Source organism: Arthrobacter sp. YAF16, from assembly GCF_052113385.1.
Classification (GTDB): Bacteria; Actinomycetota; Actinomycetes; order Actinomycetales; family Micrococcaceae; genus Arthrobacter.
Window position 1 is genome coordinate 492,343 of record NZ_JBFRDC010000001.1, and the last position, 17,828, is coordinate 510,170.

The window sequence follows — 17,828 nt, forward strand, 5'->3', positions numbered from 1 at the left end:
CGGGGACGAGGTAGCTCCTCAGCGTCTTCAACCAGGTCCTTCGCTTCACTGCCTTATCGTCGCACCCGGACCGCGGCGCCGGCGACGCGACGTGCCCGCCGTCCCGGAGACGGTAACTTTGTACCTATGAAGTACGCCCAGTCCGTCCTGGACCTCATCGGCAACACGCCGCTCGTCAAACTCAATCACGTGACCGACGGCATCGCCGCCACGGTCCTGGTGAAGCTGGAATACCTGAACCCCGGCGGTTCGATCAAGGACCGCATCGCCGCCAAGATGGTCGAAGAGGCCGAACGCAGCGGCAAGCTCCAGCCCGGCGGGACCATCGTGGAGCCCACGTCCGGCAACACGGGTGTGGGCCTGGCGCTCGTGGCGCAGCAGAAGGGCTACCGCTGCATCTTCGTGGTCCCGGACAAGGTCGGCGAAGACAAGCGCGCCGTGCTGCAGGCCTACGGCGCCGAAGTGGTGGTTACCCCCACCGCCGTCGCGCCGGACAGCCCGCAGAGCTACTACGGCGTCTCGGACCGCCTGGTCACTGAAATCCCGGGCGCCTACAAGCCGGACCAGTTCTCCAACCCGGCCGCGCCGGCCAGCCACTACGAGTCGACCGGCCCGGAGATCTGGAAGGACACGGACGGCAAAGTCACGCACTGCGTGATCGGCGCCGGCACCGGCGGCACCATCACCGGCACCGGCCGCTACCTCAAGGAAGTCTCCGCGGACCGGCCCGAGGCCGACGGCGGCGTGGTCAAGATCATCGGGGCCGACCCGGCCGGTTCGGTCTACTCCGGCGGCACCGGCCGGCCGTACTTCGTCGAGGGCGTCGGCGAGGACATGTGGCCCGCCAACTACGACAAGGCCGTTCCGGATGAGGTCATAGCCGTCAGCGACGCCGAGTCCTTCGCCATGACCCGCCGCCTGGCCCGGGAAGAGGGCCTGCTGGTGGGCGGTTCCTCCGGCATGGCCGTCGTCGCCGCGCTGCAGGCCGCCAAGGACCTGCCCGCCGACGCCGTCGTCGTGGTGATCCTGCCCGATTCGGGCCGGGGCTACCTGGCGAAGATCTTCAACGACCAGTGGATGCGCTCCTATGGCTTCCTCGCCGGCGGCGACGAAGCCTCGGTGGGAGAAGTGCTCAAGTCCAAGACCGGCGAGCTGCCGGACCTGGTGCATATCCACCCGAACGAGAGCGTGCGGGACGTCATCAACATCATGAACGAGTACGGCGTCTCCCACATCCCGGTGCTGTCCCAGGAACCGCCGGTCGTGATGGGCGAGGTGCTCGGAGCCGTCGACGAGCGCACCCTGACCGCCAAGCTCTTCCGCGGCGAGGCGAACCTCACCGACAAGATCTCCGAACACATGGAGGCACGGCTGCCCGTGATCGGTTCGCTCGAATCGATCTCGACGGCCCGCGAACTCCTCTCCGACACCGACACCCTGATGGTGACGTTCGTCGGCGCTCCGGTGGGGATCCTGACCCGCCACGACCTCCTCGCCTACCTCAGCAACTGACCAGTTCAAGGAGTCCCATGTCCCAGCCAGAAAGCTCTTCCACGGCCAACGCCGGCTTCAACACCCGGGCCGTGCACGCCGGCCAGGCCTTCGAGCCGCGCACCGGCGCCGTGGTGCCCCCGGTGCACTTCTCCTCCACCTATGCGCAGGACGGGATCGGCGGCCTCCGGGCAGGCTACGAATACGGCCGCGGCACCAATCCCACCCGCGACGCCCTGCAGGAGCAGCTCGCCGCGCTGGAGGGCGGCGCAGCGGCGTTCTCCTTCAGCTCCGGCCTGGCCGCCGAGGATTCCATGATCCGCGCCCTCACCCGGCCCGGAGACCACATCGTGCTCGGCAACGACGCCTACGGCGGGACGTACCGGCTGATCAGCCGCGTCCTGGGCGAGTGGGGGATCGGCAACACCCCGGTGGACATGTCCGATCTTGACGCCGTCGCGAAGGCCGTCGCCGCAGGCGGATCGAACGGCGGCGCGGCCGGCGGCAAGACCCGGCTGGTCTGGGTGGAGACGCCGTCGAACCCGATGATGAAGATCACCGACATCGAGGCGCTCGCCAAGGTGGCGCACGACGCCGGCGCCCTCCTCGTGGTGGACAACACCTTCGCCTCGCCGTACCTGCAGAACCCGCTGGCCCTCGGCGCCGACGTCGTGGTGCACTCCACCACCAAGTACATCGGCGGGCACTCCGACGTCGTCGGCGGCGCGATCATCGTCAACGACCCCGAACTGGCCGAGAAGATCGGCTTCGTGCAGTTCGCCGTCGGCGCCGTGTCCGGGCCGATGGACGCGTTCCTCACCACCCGAGGGCTCAAGACGCTCGGCGTGCGGATGGACCGGCACAGCGACAACGCCCAGGCCGTGGCCGAATGGCTGCTGCAGCGCCCCGAGGTGGAGGCCGTGCTGTACCCGGGCCTGCCCTCCCACCCGGGCCACGAACTGGCAAAGAAGCAGATGAAGAAGTTCGGCGGGATGATCTCCGTGCAGTTCAAGGGCGGCGAGGCCGCGGCACGCAAGGTGGCCGAATCCACCTCCGTGTTCACGCTGGCGGAATCCCTGGGCGGCATCGAATCGCTGATGAACTACCCCTCCGAGATGACCCACGCTTCGGTCAAGGGCACCGAACTGGCAGTCCCGGAGAACCTGATCCGGCTCTCCTGCGGCATCGAGGACGTCGAGGACCTGATTGCGGACCTCGAGCAGGCTTTCGCGCGCATTGAGACGGGCAGCTAGCCTCCGGTGACCAGCACTTCCAGGGCAGCCAGCTCCACCATCCGCGGCTGGATCGCGACGGCGGCCGGCGCGGCCGCCGTCGTCGTCGCCCTGGTGGTGCTGTACTCGGCCTACATCCCGCTGCTGAACGACTTCGAGGTCTATTTCTACGGCGGAAACCGGGTGCTGCAGACCGGCGAAGCCGGCGTGAACGAGCTCTACGCCCCGCGCGACGGGCTTCCGTTCACCTACCCGCCGTTCGCCGCGCTGATCTTCGCCGCCCTCGCCACCCTGGGCCAAAGCGCCGGCGGCTTTGTCTTCACTGCCACCGCGCTGCTCGGCGCAGCCGTCGTGTCCGCGTGGCTGACCCGGCACTACTTCGGGCTGGGCCGCTGGCGCGACGCCGTCGCGGACTGGCGGTTCCGCGCCGTGGGCCTGGCCGGCACCGCGGCGATCCTGCTGATGGGGCCGTGGCGGGATACCTTCGACTTCGGCCAGATCAACATCATCCTGATGGGCCTGATCCTGGCCGACTTCGCACTCTACGGAAAATCCCGGGCCGGCGAGTTCCGCTGGCCGGCTGGCCTGCTGATCGGGATCGCGGCCGGGATCAAGCTGACCCCGCTCGCCTTCGGCCTGTACTTCCTGGTCCGCCGCGACTTCAAGGCCCTGGGCTGGATGGCCGCGGGGTTCTTCGGCTCGATCGCGCTGGCCTGGGCCATGCTGCCCACCGCTTCGGTGACGTTCTGGACCAAGATCCTGCCGGACACCGGACGGATCGGTGGGCCGGCCTACGTGGACAACCTCTCGGTCAAGGGCCTGCTGCTGCACTTGGGGATGCCGGATTCGTCCCTGACCTCCGTGGTCTGGCTGGTGCTCGCGCTGGGCCTCGCCGCCGTCGCCGCGCTGGTGATCAAGGGGGCGGTTGACGCGGAGGAGAACTTCGTGGCTGTGTCCGCCACCGCGCTGCTGATGCTGCTGATCAGCCCGGTGTCCTGGTCCCACCACTGGGTCTGGATGGCCGTGGCGCTGCCGTGCATGGGGTTCGCCATCCACCGAGTCCCCTCGCGCGACGGCAAAATGCGGCTGGCCGGCTGGATCATCGTCGCCGCCTCCGCCGTCGCCTTCTACCTCACCCCCAAGTACCTCGCGGTGATGGCCGGGGCACACGAGTGGGGCAAGGATCCCACTACGCAGTGGCAGCTCACGGTCGCCAGCCTCGGCGTGGTCTGCGGGATGGCGATGCTGGTGTACTGGGCGCTGGCCTACCGGCCGTCCCGCGCCGGGCTCCGGCCGTACCTCTAGGTCCCGGCAGCTGCGGCCTCTAGCTATCTTGAAGAAAGCCAGCTAATCTGCCGGTATGGCACTTCGATCCGACTGGTCCCGGCGCAACTGCAGCATGGCCCGCGGCCTGGACATCCTCGGCGACCCGTGGGGCATGCTGGTCCTGCGCGAAGTCTTCTTCGGCAACGGACGCTTCGACGCCATGAAGGCCCGGCTGGGCGCTGCTGACTCGGTCCTCACCCGGCGGCTGGCAGCACTCGTCGACGCCGGCCTGCTCACCCGCCGCCCCTACGACGACGGCGGCGGCCGCCGCCGCCAGGAGTACGTGCTCACCGCCAAAGGCGAGGACGCCCTGCCGGTGCTCAATGCCGTCGTGATCTGGTCCGAGAAGCACCTGGCCGCGCCGTCCGAACAGGCGCACATGTTTGTGGTCCACAGCGGCTGCGGGCAGCGCACCTCCTCTGCGGACAGCTGCACGGCCTGCGGCGAACGGCTCACGGCCGAAAACACCAGCTGGCACAGCCTCACCCGGACCGCCGACCCGGTCCCCCTCGCCACCGCTCCGGCGACACGGAAGAACGGAACCGCAGCATGAGTGAGCCCCGCACCTCCACCCGGCGCCGCATCCATCCGGCTTGGATCGTCGCCGTCGTCGCGTTCCTGGCACTGGTCGGCGCTGCCGGTTTCCGGGCCGCCCCGGGCGTGCTCATGGTGCCCCTGCAGACCGAGTTCGGCTGGTCCACCACGGTCCTCTCGGCCGCGGTCAGCATCAACCTGGTGCTGTTCGGCCTCACGGCACCGTTCGCCGCGGCCCTGATGGAGCGCTTCGGCATCCGCGCCGTGACCGCCGTGGCGCTGGTGCTGATCGGGGCAGGCAGCGCCCTGACCGTCCTGGTCAACCAGTCGTGGCAGATCCTGCTGACCTGGGGGCTGCTGATCGGACTCGGCACCGGATCGATGGCGCTGGTGTTCGCCGCCACGGTCGCCAACACCTGGTTCGTGAAGAGCCGCGGGCTGGTGATCGGCATCCTCACCGCGGGCAGCGCGGCCGGGCAACTGGTGTTCCTGCCCTTCATCGCCGCCCTCGCGCAGAGCCCCGGCTGGCGGCAGGCCTCGCTGCTGATCGCCGCCGGTGCCCTGGCGGTGGTGCCGCTGGTGCTGAAGTTCTTGAAGAACTCACCGGCCGACGTCGGTGCGCTGCCGTATGGCGCCGAGACCGAGTCCGCGGAGGGTGGGGCTACAGCCGGCGGGACCGCAACGCCGGGGGAGCCGGCCGTCCCGGCCGGGCCCCGCCGGAATGCCGCCGTCCGGGCGCTTCAGGTGCTCAAGCGGGCCAGCAGGGTCCGGACGTTCTGGGCACTCGTGGCCGGCTTCGCCATCTGCGGAGCCACAACCAACGGACTGATCGGCACCCACTTCATCCCCTCCGCCCACGACCACGGCATGGCCGAAACCACGGCCGCCGGCCTGCTCGCCGTCGTCGGCATCTTCGACATTCTCGGCACCATCGCCTCGGGCTGGCTGACGGACCGCTTCAATCCACGGATCCTGCTCGCCGTCTACTACCAGTTCCGGGGCATCGGGCTGCTGGTGCTGCCGCTGCTGCTCAGCGCCGAGATCCAGCCCAGCATGATCGTTTTCGTGATCATCTACGGCCTGGACTGGGTAGCCACCGTCCCGCCGACGGCCGCGATCTGCCGCCAGGTGTTCGGCGCGGACGGCAGTGTCGTGTTCGGCTGGGTCTTCGCCGCGCACCAGCTCGGCGCCGCCGCGGCAGCGCTGGCGGCCGGTGCCGTCCGGGACGCCACCGGCCAGTACACGTACGCCTGGTTCGCCGCCGCGGCGATGTGCACCATCGCCGCCGTCATCAGCGCGACCATCCGCAAGGACACCGGAAAGCAGGCGGCCGTCCCGGTCCCGGCCTAGGCCGGACGTTAGGCTGGGCACCATGGTTTCCACCCCGCCCAGGCCAGATAACCCGGACACGCCGGCCGCCGATGCCCCGCCGGTGCAGCGCAAGACGGCCCTGGTTACCGGCGTCGGAAGGCTCGCCGGCATCGGTGCAGGCATTGCGCGGCGGCTCGCAGCGGACGGTTGGGACCTGGTGCTCACCTACTGGCAGGACTACGACACCCGGATGCCCTGGGGCGTGCAGCCGGACGACGTCGAACGCCTCACCGCCGAGCTGCAGGCGACCGGCGCCGCCGTGCTGGCCGTGCCCGCCGACTTCGAGGATCCGCAGGCCGTGGACCGGCTGATGGCCGCAGTGGCGGAAGAGGCTGGCACCCTGCAGGGTCTGGTGCTGAGCCACGCCGAATCCGTGGACTCGGGCATCCTGGACACGTCCCTGGAGAGCTTTGAGCGCCACTTCGCCGTCAACACCCGCGCCAGCTGGCAGCTGATCGCCGCATTTGCCCGGCAGGCGCCGGCTGAAGGCGGTGCAGTCGTGGCGCTGACCAGCGACCACACCGCGTTCAACCTGCCGTACGGGGCGTCCAAGGGCGCGTTGGACCGGATCGTGATCGCGGCCGCGAGGGAGTTGGGCCCGCAGGGCATCAGCGCCAACGTGCTCAACCCGGGGCCGGTGGACACCGGCTGGATGGACCCGCAACTGCGCGAGGACCTGGCCCGCCGGCATCCCGGCGGCCGGCTCGGCACCCCCGCGGACGTGGCCGGGACGGTGGCGTTCCTGCTCTCACCCGAGGGCCGCTGGGTGTCCGGGCAGCTGGTCAAGGCAGACGGAGGCTTCTCCGCCTGAGGCCGCGCCATCGCCGCCGTCGAGATGACATTTCACGGCAGTGTGGTGCGGCAACACTGCCGCGAACTGTCATTTCACCCCGCGCCGCTAGCGGAAGGCGGCCAGCCCGGTGATGTGCTGGCCCAGGACCAGGGTGTGCACCTCGTCGGTGCCCTCATAGGTGCGCACCGACTCGAGGTTGGCGGCGTGCCGCAGCGGTGAATAGTCCAGCGTGATCCCGTTCCCGCCCAGGATGGTGCGGGCCTCGCGGGCAATCGCGATTGCCTCCCGCACGTTGTTCAGTTTGCCCAACGAAATTTGCTCCGGCCTCAGCTTCCCGGCGTCCTTGAGCCGGCCCAGCTGCAGCGCCAGCAGGGTGCCTTTCTGGATTTCCAGCAGCATGTTCACCAGTTTCTCCTGGGTGAGCTGGTACCCGGCCAGCGGCTTGCCGAACTGCAGCCGCTCCTGCGAGTACCGCAGCGCAGCCTCGTAGGAGTCCCGGGCGGCGCCCATCGCGCCCCAGGCGATCCCGTAGCGTGCCTCGTTCAGGCAGCTGAACGGTCCGCGCAGCCCGCGGGCGGCGGGCAGCTGCGCCTCGGGGCCCAGCCGGACCCCGTCGAGGCCCACATCACACTGGATCGAGGCGCGCATCGAAAGCTTCTGCCCGATCGGCGTGGCAGTCACCCCCGGCGTGCCGGCAGGCACCAGGAAGCCGCGCACGCCGTCGTCGGTCATTGCCCACACCACCAGCACGTCCGCGACGGAGGCGAGCCCGATCCAGCGCTTCGCCCCGTCCAGGATCCAGCCGGCGTCATCGCCCGTACCGTCCCGCCGGGCGAAGGTCTGCATCGCCGCCGGGTCCGACCCGGCGGTGGGCTCGGTCAAAGCGAAGCAGCCGATGGCTTCGCCCGCGGCCATCCGGGGCAGCCACTCCTGCTTCTGCTCCTCCGAGCCCCACAGATGGATGGCGGTCATGGCGAGGGAACCCTGCACCGAGACGAAGGTGCGGATGCCGGAATCGCCGGCCTCGAGCTCCATCGCGGCCAGGCCGTACTCGACGGCGGAGCGGCCCGGGCAGCCGTAGCCCTCCAGCTGCATCCCGAGCACGCCCAGCTCGCCCAGTTCCGCTGCCAGTTCGAGCGGGAAGACGCCGTCGTCATACCAGGCCGCGATCCCGGGCCGGATCCGCTGGCTGGTGAAATCGCGGACCTTTCCCCGAACAGCCAGCTCTTCGGCGCTCAGCAGGGAATCGATCGCCAGGACATCGGACACGTCTGTTGCTCCAACACTGCTCATGGGAGCATCCTACTTTCCGCCGTCTGGACGCGGCCCCAGGCCTACACTGGTGCCATGAACACCGCTTCTGTGCTTGCCGTCTGCCGGGTGCACCAGCTGCTCAGCGACGAGGGACGACTGGGCGTGACCGCCATCGACAAGCGTCCCGTGGACGGACCCGTGAAAGTCCACCGGCTGGGCCTCCGAGGTGACATCCAGGCCGACCGGATCGACCACGGTGGCGAAGACCAGGCGCTGTACGCCTATTCCCAGGCCGACGCCGACTACTGGGCCGCGGAACTTGGACGGGACATCCCGCCCGGATACTTTGGCGAGAACCTCCGGGTTGCCGGCATCGACGCCACCAACGCGGTGATCGGCGAACGCTGGAAGATCGGGCTCGACGTCGAAGTGGAAGTCACCTCGCCCCGCCGGCCGTGCAGCACCTTCCAGCGGCGGGTGAACGAACCCCACTGGGTCAAGCGGTTCACCGAGGCCGGACTTGTAGGCACCTATCTGCGCGTGGTGCGCACCGGCAGCATCCAGGCGGGGGACCACATCCACCGGCTCTACGTCCCGGCGCACGGCGTGACGATCGGCAAGTGGTTCTCCGACCCCACGGTCCAGGACATGGAGGCGCTGCGGGATGCCGACGCCGATGGCCTGATCCGGCTGCAGCCGGAGTACCACCAGGAGTTTGCGAAGCTGCAGCCGGCGGACTAGCGCGTCCGCCGAAGCGCGGTCCGGGGCCCGCACAGGCCCGGGCGGTGCGGCATGTGCGCAAGCTCACCGCCGCCGTCGGCCCCTGCGTTACCATCTGCAGGTGTGCATGCCTTACACTTGAAATATCCCCCACTCCGGAAATCCCTTATTCCTGCCCAATTTTTGAGGCAGGACTGGCAAGTGTTGGGGCCCGCTACTGTGATGCGGGCATTTTCATAGGGAGAGCCGGCTAAAGAAAACGCTGTACAGACTGCTGGGATAGCAGCCAAGAGTTGCAGCGGGAAGTCCTGCCACGGGATTGCGAAAGCGCCGGGCTTCTATGTGACCGGCCGGTCAACGTATGCCCGGCAATTACGGCACGTGTACTGCGGCTCCGCTCACCTCGGGTTGTGCCGCCTGGCCCCTATGGATGAGGAAGATTCCCCTATGCCCGAAAATCAGGACAACTCCGTCGACACTGAAAACACCCAGGCCGACGTCGAGATCACCGAGACCCCTGCCGCCGAAGCAGCCACCACGCCGGTGGAAACCGCGGCCGAAAACACCCCGAACGATGCCGGTGACGACGAAACCGGTCTCCGCTTCGTCGACCTCGGCATTGATGCCCGCGTCCTTGCCGCCCTGCAGGACGTCGGCTACGAGAAGCCGTCCCCGATCCAGGCAGCGACCATCCCGGTGCTGCTTGAAGGCCGCGACGTTGTGGGCCTGGCCCAGACCGGTACCGGTAAGACTGCAGCATTCGCAGTACCGGCACTGTCCCGGCTGGCCGAACTCCACGACCTGAACGGCCCCTCCCGCAAGACGCAGGCCCTGGTCCTGGCTCCGACCCGCGAGCTTGCGCTCCAGGTCGCGGAGGCCTTCACCTCCTACGCAAAGCACATCGACGACTTCACCGTCCTGCCGGTCTACGGCGGCTCCGCCTACGGACCCCAGCTGGCCGGCCTGCGCCGCGGCGCCCAGGTCGTCGTCGGTACCCCCGGCCGTGTGATCGACCACATCGCCAAGGGTTCCCTGGACCTGTCCGAACTCCAGTACCTTGTGCTGGACGAGGCTGACGAGATGCTGCGGATGGGCTTCGCCGATGACGTGGAGCAGATCTTCCAGCAGACCCCCGAGGGCCGCCAGGTTGCACTGTTCTCTGCCACCATGCCGAGCCAGATCCGTCGCCTCTCCAAGCAGTACCTGAACAACCCGGCCGAGATCCAGGTCAAGTCCAAGACCACCACCGGCGCCAACACGCGTCAGCGGTACCTGCAGGTCATGGGCCCGCACAAGCTCGACGCACTGACCCGCATCCTCGAGGTCGAAGAGTTCGACGGCGTCATCGCCTTCGTCCGCACCAAGATGGCCACCGAGGACCTGGCCGACAAGCTGCGCTCGCGTGGCTTCCAGGCCGCAGCCATCAACGGCGACATCCCGCAGCAGCAGCGTGAGCGCACGGTCGAGGCCCTGAAGGAGGGCCGGATCGACATCCTCGTCGCCACCGACGTTGCGGCCCGCGGCCTGGACGTCGAGCGCATCAGCCACGTGATCAACTACGACATCCCGCACGACACCGAGTCCTACGTGCACCGCATTGGCCGCACCGGCCGCGCGGGCCGTTCCGGCGACGCCGTGCTGTTCATGACCCCGCGGGAGAAGTACCTGCTGCGTTCCATTGAGAAGGCCACCCGCCAGCCGGTGGAGCAGATGCACCTGCCTACCGCGGAAACGGTCAACACCCTGCGGCTGGGCAAGTTCGCCGAGAAGATCACCGAAACCCTCGAATCTGAGGACGTCTCGGCGTTCCGCGACCTGATCGCTTCCTACGAGGAAGAGCACAACGTTCCGGCCGCCGAGATTGCCGCCGCACTGGCCGTCATGGCGCAGGGCGGACAGCCGCTCCTGGTCAAGGAACTGCCCGCCGCGCCGGAATTCCAGAAGCGCGAGCGCTCCAAGGACGGGTTCGGCTCCCGTGGCCCGACCCGCACCCTGACCGAGGGCAACGCCACCTACCGGATCGCCGTCGGACGCCGCCAGCGCGTCATGCCGGGTTCCATCGTGGGCGCCATTGCCAACGAAGGCGGCATCTCCTCGGCCCAGATCGGCGGCATCGACATCCGCTCGGACCACTCCCTCGTGGAGCTCCCGGCGGACCTGAGCCCGGATCAGCTGAAGGCACTGTCCCGCACCCGGATCGGCGGCGAGCTGATCCACCTCGAGCTGGACAACGGCCGCAAGCCCTCCGGCGACCGGGGCGCCTACCAGGGCAACCGTGGCGGCGAGCGCGGCGGTTACTCCGGTGGCAGCGGCAACTTCAAGGGCAATGGCGGCTTCAAGCGCGAGTTCCGCAAGAACGACGGCGAGCGTTCCTCGGCTGACCGCGGCGGCCGCTCCTTCAGCGATCGCAACGAGCGCAGCGTCGGCACCGACACCCGCAAGCCCCGCACCGAAGGCGGCTTCAAGCCCCGCAACAAGTGGTAACCCCTAGTTACTAGGCAGTGCCAGGACGGGCCGGCTCTCTTTGAGCCGGCCCGTCCTGCTTTAAGGTCCGGAGCGTGCGCAGTTCCTGGCACGCTCCGGACCCGTGAGTCGCCTTCGTCACATCCGGGGTGCGGACCGGCCGGAATGGGCCCGCGGGGGATGCCCGAAGGCCCGGGATACCCCCGAAATCGCGCGGATTTTGGCACCGCCGGCAGGGGAGGCCGGCCGATTTGTTGGGAGCCGAATCTTCCGGTAGAGTATTTACTCGTTGCCCCCCTAGCTCAGTGGTAGAGCGCGTTCTTGGTAAGAACGAGGTCACCGGATCGATTCCGGTGGGGGGCTCTGAATGAGGGCCTGCGTCAAGGCGGTTTTTGACCGGCTTGGCGCAGGTTTTTCTCATTCGTGGCGGCGTAGCTCAGTTGGTTAGAGCGCACGACTCATAATCGTGAGGTCGGGAGATCGAGCCTCCCCGCCGCTACAGAGATAAACCCCCGGAATCCGCGAGATTCCGGGGGTTTTCTGTTTGCAAGCCTCTTCCCAGTGAGCCAGAACATTCTCCTGTTTTCCCTCGAAATCCCGCTCTGTCTCCGCGGGGTGGATACAGAATGGATACGACCCGGGTCCTGGGAGGGTCCGGATGGAGTTGGATGTAGCCTCAGTCCATGGAAGTTTGGGGAAAAGAAGGCGTGTGGCCCACCGGTCTGGGCGGGACGGACGCTCTCGCCAATCATTTACGCGAAACAGGAATCGTCTACGCTCGGCGGGCGCTAGAGCAGTACTGTTCTTGGGACTCCATTCAACTTCTTGACGCGGCAGTGGCTATCGGCTCATCTGTCGAGTTGCTCGCGAAGGCGATGCTGGCAGATGTATCTCCTGTGTTGCTACAGGAGCGATCAGACGACTGGCGGTCAGCATTGCTTTTTGCCGGGGTGGCGCACCCGCGGGGGAAAAAGATGGATTCACTCCTAGTACGTTCCCTATCTGCCTCTCAGGCAACGAAGCGGCTGAAGGCCCTCGGGCTGATCAACGCATGGTCTGACGCCGACGATGCGGTGTTCACTGTCCGAAACGCAGCTTCCCATATGGGGCTCGTAGATGCAGAGACGCTCCAAGATGCAGTTGTGATCATGGTTCGGTTCTGCGATGCCGCGCGGGAGTACTTCAAGAGGGATGTTGAGAGCTGGTGGGGAGTAGAGAACGCGGAACTCGCCGTGCGACTGCTAACCGATGCTGAGGAGCGGCTCGCGATTCTCGTTGGAGCGCTGTTCAGCACCGCTCGGCAAGTTCTCGCACGACGGCAGCAGGGGGTGCCGCGAGAGCTACAAGAGGCGCTGTTCAGCTCGCTGGCAGACGCGCGGCCCTCCATAAGCTCGGACCCCTCGGACGTTACTGCTCGCCTCCTGTGCCCTGTCTGCGGGTTGGAGGGCTGGGCTGTTGGTTTTCCCGGGCTCCGGTTCCCTGGTGATCAGGCTGAGCTCGCAATGGCTCGGCAGGAAGTTATGGAAGTGGAGAGCTTCCAGTGTCACGTTTGTGGGTTGCTCCTCGCTGGGGAGGAAGTCGCTGAAGGCGGGCTACCGGGGCGACTGCGCTTTGATTTGCGTGATCCCTCCTGAGGCTTGCGGCACCAGGACACAAAAATGCCCCCCGCTTATAACGGGGGGCATTGTGGTGTTTGCAGTTATTTCGCGAGGTACCGGTAGAGCGTGGCGACGGAGACGCCCACAGCGTCCGCGATTTCCTGGGGGATCATGACACCAGCGGCGTGCAGTTGCTTCGCCCTGTTGACCTTCGCGCTGTCCAGCAGTTTGGGCCGGCCTCCGTTGCGGCCGCGTGCACGCGCCGCCGCGAGTCCGATGTTGGTGCGCTCTCGGAGTAGGTCACGTTCGTATTCAGCGAACGCCCCGTAGATACCCAGCATGAGCTTCGCCTGGGCGCTGTTCCCTTCCGTGCTGAGCATGGGGTTATCCAGCACACGGACCCCCACACCTTGCTCCGCCAGCTCCTGGAACAACTGGACCAGATTCCCAAGGGACCTCCCCAGACGGTCCAGCTTGGCGACTACCAGCGTGTCGCCCTCCCGCAGGGACTCCAAGCATTTGGTGAGGCCGGGGCGCTCCGCCTTCGCACCACTGATGCCGTGATCCTGGAACAGATGGCGGGGGTCCGCTTTGACCCCCGCCGCTACCAGCGCGTCCAGCTGGCCGTCAGTGTTCTGATCCGCAGTGCTGACTCGCATGTATCCAACCAGTGCCATTCCCATTCCCCATTCTCATTTACTCAACTCTAAGGCTTGTTATGGGAATTAGTTTATGAGAAGAGTAATGATAAAGCAACTTCCCTTAATTTCCGGGGTCAGCCGCCCACGGCTGGCCGTCATTCTCACACTCATCAAACGATCGTTTTTAAGAATCGGAATTGGTAGCCCCGGGCGTAGGCTGGGGCCATGCACAGTGTCCGAGCTGACTCGAATGATCCCGTCGGGGGTGGTGATTCACCTCCAGCGTACCGAGTGCGCATTTACACGCCGCCCCCTGCACCAAGATTTGCATGGCTCGTTGATGAGTGGGATGTCACCGACGCCGACCAAGTAACGGACGTCATCGAATGGGGCACGAAGAAAGCTGCAGGAAATCCGTTCGAGGTTTTCCTGCGCTGGGAGGACCACCACTTAACGAGAGACGGGCGGCCGGAGCCATACTCGCGCTATGCGCTGATCTACGGCCGGCCGGCCGACGAAGTAACGACGACTGAAACCGTCTTATTTGAGCCGCAGTAGATGCGGACACGCTTGGAGGAGATCTAACTAACCTCCCCTCATGTTCCCATCGTCTTTAAGAATCGGAATCGACGTCGGCGCGCGCTGGCAAACCTGCCGACTCTGGCATGTCTGGTGCATTCGTGGTGTCATTACTCCACGTCATCGCTGGTACGGCAAGGAGTGATCATGGACAACACGGCAAGTGGTGCCTTCCTTTCCTTCCGTGATCCCGCAGTGCGGGGTTCGGTAGCTGTGATCGCAGAGTATGCCGCGGCTCTTACCTGGGCGTTCTCGCTGTTGGCTTACGTCAGCGCGGGCGCATTCATGAGTCCCGGCGCTGCCGTGTTTCTGATACCCGCTGTTGCGATGACGGCGGCGGCGATGGCCATCCGTCGGCGAAGTAAGCTTCCGCCTAGGCACCGGTCGGGCGCCGCGCATACTCGGCGATAAGGGGAGGGGGAGGGACCCTAAACCCCGCCGCCGCCACCCCGGTGGTGATAGCGCCTCCCCCTGCGGACGGGTTAGAAAGCTTTCCGGTGGGTTGGGAGGGCCGTGACCCCTCTGGAGGGGGAGGTGTTAACCTCCCACCTCAGATGGGTTAGCAGATTGCTTCTAGGGCTAAGCCAGCGGAGAGCTGGCGTCCGTAGCGGCGGCTGAAGCTGCGCCACTCTCCCGGCTCATTGGTGGGGAAACCCAGGATTATTGGGAGGCATGCCGCGCACGGCGGTTTCACGGCGGCGAATCCGTCCTGATGTCCGTATGCGGCCTGGGGGGCGCAGGTAGTGCAGAGCCCCAAACTGCGGTATCGGTTGTTCATTACGTCAAATTCCTTGGCGTGTGCGAGCTCGGCGGGTGTTGGGCGGGGCATGATGGGTCCTTCGGGTTGGGGGTTTGAGCGTGGCCGGGCGGCGACGCTTGGCGATGTGTGCGCTTGTGGGCGGGAGTGGTACCGGTAGGCCGTGCTCCCTGGCGAATTGGGAGACGCGGGGATTCCTCACCGCGTCGGGGTTGGTCCAGTCCCATTCGGGACTATTCCGCTTGCGCTTCTGATTGACGCTCTTCGTGACTGGCTCCAGGTGGAAGGGGTTCACGCAGTTGGGTCGTTTACACGTCCGGTGGTCAAGTTCTAGGCCGGGCTCATGCCCGCCCATCAGGAGACCCCATGCCACCCGGTGCGCGTACCACTTGGCTGTGTTCGCGCCCTCGGGGACAAATAGGCCATAACCGCCGTCATTAGTTGGCCCGCTCCATAGCCAGCAGCCATTGGCATCTGGTGTGATCAAGCAGCCTAGACGTTCGCCGTTTAGAACTTGCGCTTGTGGGGTGATCCTCAGGTGTTCGTGTTCATGGCGGCGGCAGTAAAAGACGCCGTTCATCCGTCGGCCGCCGTCGTCCTGGTGCACCCTGCAACCGGGCCAATGACACCGAAGGTGCCCGTACTTGCGTTCCCACTGTCTGTAGTGGGTCCAACACCTGTTCCTGCTGGCGGCATCCTTGTCGCATCCCTTGACTTTGCACTTGCTCTGAGTCTTCGGCCTGCCCCGTTTGGCATTCGAATTCCGTTCAACAAATGTGTTCAAGAAACTACGGCCCCCTGGGGCTGGCAATGTAGCCGGTTTCCCCGTGTCGGCGGGGGATTGGCACCTAGCGTCAGCGGCCCTGGGGGCGGTTGCATAATTAGGACAACCGGCGGGGGTAGTTCCTCCTGTGGGACTCGTAGCCCTAGCGGAGAGGCCCCGCTCATCGGCGCACTTCCTGCTGGCGCATCCAGTCCTCAATGTCGGACACGCGGTAAACGATCTTGGACCCAAGGCGTAAGCGCAAGGGGCCGTCGTGTAGATGGGTCGCTAGGAACTTTTCACTGACGCACATGTACAGCGCCGCGTTGCGGCGGCTCAGGTAGACGGACGACGTGATCTCTCGGGCCTGTTCGGGGGAGATGGCGGTGCTAATCGGGGACAACAAGAACTCCGGATGAGAAGGGACCGATGCCATTTAGGCATGCGGCAGTGCTGGAAGGCGACCGGGACGGGGGCGCGGGGGTGACTGACAGGAGCTTCTATGCCTGCGAGGATCGCGCCGAATCATGGGGGCTGCGAGTCAAACTTGCGAGGGTGAAGCCGTAGTCGGTGGTGGCTGACAGGGCAGGGGCGCTGGGTCAATTTCCCAAGCGCTCTCGCTGGCTCCGTGTCAAGCTCTACGATGCTACATGTAGTGCAAGAGCCCCACGGGGGAGCTCGGGTGACGTATGACAATCATGTCATTTAACCTCCCTTTAATCCACAGCCGCGTAGCCTTGCTATGCGCCATAGTCCGCGGATTCTAGGGGAAAAGCGGGTGGCTTTTCCGTTGTTCGCGACAGCAAAGCTCTCGGCGCGGCCGGGAAGTTCGGTGCAAAGAACCGGGGGTGTACGGCGTGTCGGAAGATGCCCACCGGGACTGTGAGTCCACGAAATCGCGAGCCTACGATTTTGTGGATATGATCGTTCGATGGCGATCAAGAAGCTCCCCAACGGGAAGTGGCGGCACGACTACCGCGTGGGCGGGAAGCGGCTGTACCCGACGTTTCGGACAAAGGCAGAGGCCCAAGCGCACGAGCTGAAGATCAACTCCGCGAAGGCTGGTGGCACCCTCGTAGATACGAGGGCGGGCGGCAAGATGAGGTTTCATGACCTCTACCTGGAATGGATCGACCGTATTGAGCGGGTGGGGGCCAAAGGTGCCCGCCCGACATCGCCGGTTACTGTGGCCGGTTACAAGCGCATCTACGAGAAGCATCTGAGGCCCCATCTGGAGCACCGCACCCTTGCGACGGTAACGCTGACCGTAATCAACGACTGGCTGACAACGTTGGTGACCGACGATGCGCGCCAGCGGGCGTATCGCCAGCTCGGCAGGATGCTTCAGTACGCCGTGGATGCGGGATACCTGTCTTCGAACCCTGCCCGCAATGCCACGATCAACCATGTTCCCAGTCCGGCCCCGGTCAGGGATCATGCGGCCTTGACCGCCCGGCAACTCATGGTGCTCGCAGAGCAGGCCGCTGCGGGCGGACGGTATGAAGAAGCGTCGCATGATGCTTACGGGGTGTTGACGATGTTCGCGGGAACCACCGGCCTCCGATGGTCGGAGATCGCAGGTCTCCGCGTCGATGCCTTGACGTTCGGCGAACGGCCGGAGGTCATTGTCCGATCCACGCTGGTGCCAGTCGATGGACGCTTGCAGTTCCGTGAAACCACGAAGGGGCGTAGGCCGAGAACTGTGCCCATCCCCCCATCGGTTGCTGTTCTCCTGGAACGGCATGTAGAGGGCATTGCGCCGGGCTCGCTTGTGTTCACGTCGCCCACCGGGGCTGCGTTGCGGTCCTCCAACTTTGGTCGTCGCGTGTTCCGCCCGGCTGTGGACCGCTGTAGGGCGGCGGACCCGCACTTCCCGGAGATCATTTTTCATGACCTGCGGAGGACTGCGGTCACGTTGGCTGTGAGTGCCCGGGCGAACGTGAAACTCGTCCAACAGATCGCAGGTCACAGCTCTGCGAAGACGACCTTGGACGTGTATGCCCAACTCTTTGCCGAGGATGCGCATTCGTCCGCCCAAGCGGTGGATGCGCTTTTCAAGTCAGATGTGACCTAGGGATTCCTGGGGCGGATTATCAGCGTTGGATACAGCGTGGATACAAAGAGCCCAGAGTTCCAGATACTAACAGGCGCTTAGCGTACGACTCATAATCGTGAGGTCGGGAGATCGAGCCTCCCCGCCGCTACAGAAAGACCCCGCAGGCCCGGCCTGCGGGGTCGTTTTGTCTTAACCGCCACGAAGAAGCAGCTCGTGGGGATCCTGCTAGCTGCGTTTCATATCCGCGGAA

The 17,828-nt window shown here is 65.9% G+C and carries 13 protein-coding genes and 2 tRNA genes; 13 read left to right on the forward strand and 2 right to left on the reverse strand.

Features of this window, described 5'->3' with window-relative positions; genetic code table 11:
* The first annotated feature begins 126 nt into the window (after positions 1 to 126).
* The 6 genes from AB4Y91_RS02360 to AB4Y91_RS02385 are packed head-to-tail and all read left to right on the forward strand — an operon-like array spanning position 127 to position 6,765.
* A complete protein-coding gene (locus AB4Y91_RS02360) occupies positions 127 to 1,512 on the forward strand; it encodes a cystathionine beta-synthase (RefSeq protein ID WP_441416964.1) in 1,386 nt (461 codons plus the stop codon).
* A gap of 17 nt (positions 1,513 to 1,529) precedes the next feature.
* Positions 1,530 to 2,744, forward strand: a complete 1,215-nt coding sequence (locus AB4Y91_RS02365; protein ID WP_441416965.1) for a cystathionine gamma-synthase — start codon at positions 1,530 to 1,532, stop codon at positions 2,742 to 2,744.
* A gap of 6 nt (positions 2,745 to 2,750) precedes the next feature.
* A complete protein-coding gene (locus AB4Y91_RS02370) occupies positions 2,751 to 4,028 on the forward strand; it encodes a glycosyltransferase family 87 protein (protein ID WP_441416966.1) in 1,278 nt (425 codons plus the stop codon).
* 55 nt (positions 4,029 to 4,083) lie between these two features.
* Complete coding sequence (locus AB4Y91_RS02375) at positions 4,084 to 4,602, forward strand: winged helix-turn-helix transcriptional regulator (RefSeq protein WP_441416967.1); 519 nt, start codon at positions 4,084 to 4,086, stop codon at positions 4,600 to 4,602.
* On the forward strand, positions 4,599 to 5,933 hold the full coding sequence (locus AB4Y91_RS02380) for an MFS transporter (RefSeq protein WP_441416968.1): 1,335 nt from the start codon (positions 4,599 to 4,601) through the stop codon (positions 5,931 to 5,933). The genes AB4Y91_RS02375 and AB4Y91_RS02380 overlap by 4 nt, the downstream gene beginning before the upstream one ends.
* Before the next feature lie 22 nt (positions 5,934 to 5,955).
* A complete protein-coding gene (locus AB4Y91_RS02385) occupies positions 5,956 to 6,765 on the forward strand; it encodes an SDR family oxidoreductase (protein ID WP_441416969.1) in 810 nt (269 codons plus the stop codon).
* 87 nt (positions 6,766 to 6,852) lie between these two features.
* On the opposite strand, the gene AB4Y91_RS02390 is transcribed toward AB4Y91_RS02385, so the two are convergent.
* Positions 6,853 to 8,040, reverse strand: coding sequence for an acyl-CoA dehydrogenase family protein (locus tag AB4Y91_RS02390; RefSeq protein ID WP_441416970.1), 1,188 nt, complete (start codon positions 8,038 to 8,040; stop codon positions 6,853 to 6,855).
* A 54-nt stretch (positions 8,041 to 8,094) separates the two neighbouring features.
* Between AB4Y91_RS02390 and AB4Y91_RS02395 the strand changes: the two genes are divergently transcribed.
* The 5 genes from AB4Y91_RS02395 (at position 8,095) to AB4Y91_RS02415 (ending at position 12,818) form a co-directional block, all read left to right on the forward strand.
* The gene (locus tag AB4Y91_RS02395; protein ID WP_441416971.1) at positions 8,095 to 8,742 is read left to right on the forward strand and encodes an MOSC domain-containing protein; all 648 of its coding nucleotides are present in this window, start codon (positions 8,095 to 8,097) and stop codon (positions 8,740 to 8,742) included.
* Between the two features lie 426 nt (positions 8,743 to 9,168).
* The gene (locus AB4Y91_RS02400; protein WP_441416972.1) at positions 9,169 to 11,205 is read left to right on the forward strand and encodes a DEAD/DEAH box helicase; all 2,037 of its coding nucleotides are present in this window, start codon (positions 9,169 to 9,171) and stop codon (positions 11,203 to 11,205) included.
* 270 nt (positions 11,206 to 11,475) lie between these two features.
* A tRNA-Thr gene (locus tag AB4Y91_RS02405) sits at positions 11,476 to 11,547 on the forward strand.
* Between the two features lie 62 nt (positions 11,548 to 11,609).
* Positions 11,610 to 11,683 (forward strand) — tRNA-Met (locus tag AB4Y91_RS02410).
* 184 nt (positions 11,684 to 11,867) lie between these two features.
* Positions 11,868 to 12,818, forward strand: coding sequence for a hypothetical protein (locus AB4Y91_RS02415; RefSeq protein WP_441416973.1), 951 nt, complete (start codon positions 11,868 to 11,870; stop codon positions 12,816 to 12,818).
* Between the two features lie 65 nt (positions 12,819 to 12,883).
* Here AB4Y91_RS02415 and AB4Y91_RS02420 read toward each other — a convergent pair whose 3' ends face one another.
* Positions 12,884 to 13,441, reverse strand: a complete 558-nt coding sequence (locus tag AB4Y91_RS02420) for a recombinase family protein (protein ID WP_441416974.1) — start codon at positions 13,439 to 13,441, stop codon at positions 12,884 to 12,886.
* A gap of 273 nt (positions 13,442 to 13,714) precedes the next feature.
* Between AB4Y91_RS02420 and AB4Y91_RS02425 the strand changes: the two genes are divergently transcribed.
* The gene (locus tag AB4Y91_RS02425; RefSeq protein ID WP_441416975.1) at positions 13,715 to 13,981 is read left to right on the forward strand and encodes a hypothetical protein; all 267 of its coding nucleotides are present in this window, start codon (positions 13,715 to 13,717) and stop codon (positions 13,979 to 13,981) included.
* A gap of 2,472 nt (positions 13,982 to 16,453) precedes the next feature.
* Complete coding sequence (locus AB4Y91_RS02430) at positions 16,454 to 17,596, forward strand: tyrosine-type recombinase/integrase (RefSeq protein WP_441416976.1); 1,143 nt, start codon at positions 16,454 to 16,456, stop codon at positions 17,594 to 17,596.
* Positions 17,597 to 17,828: the final 232 nt, after the last annotated feature.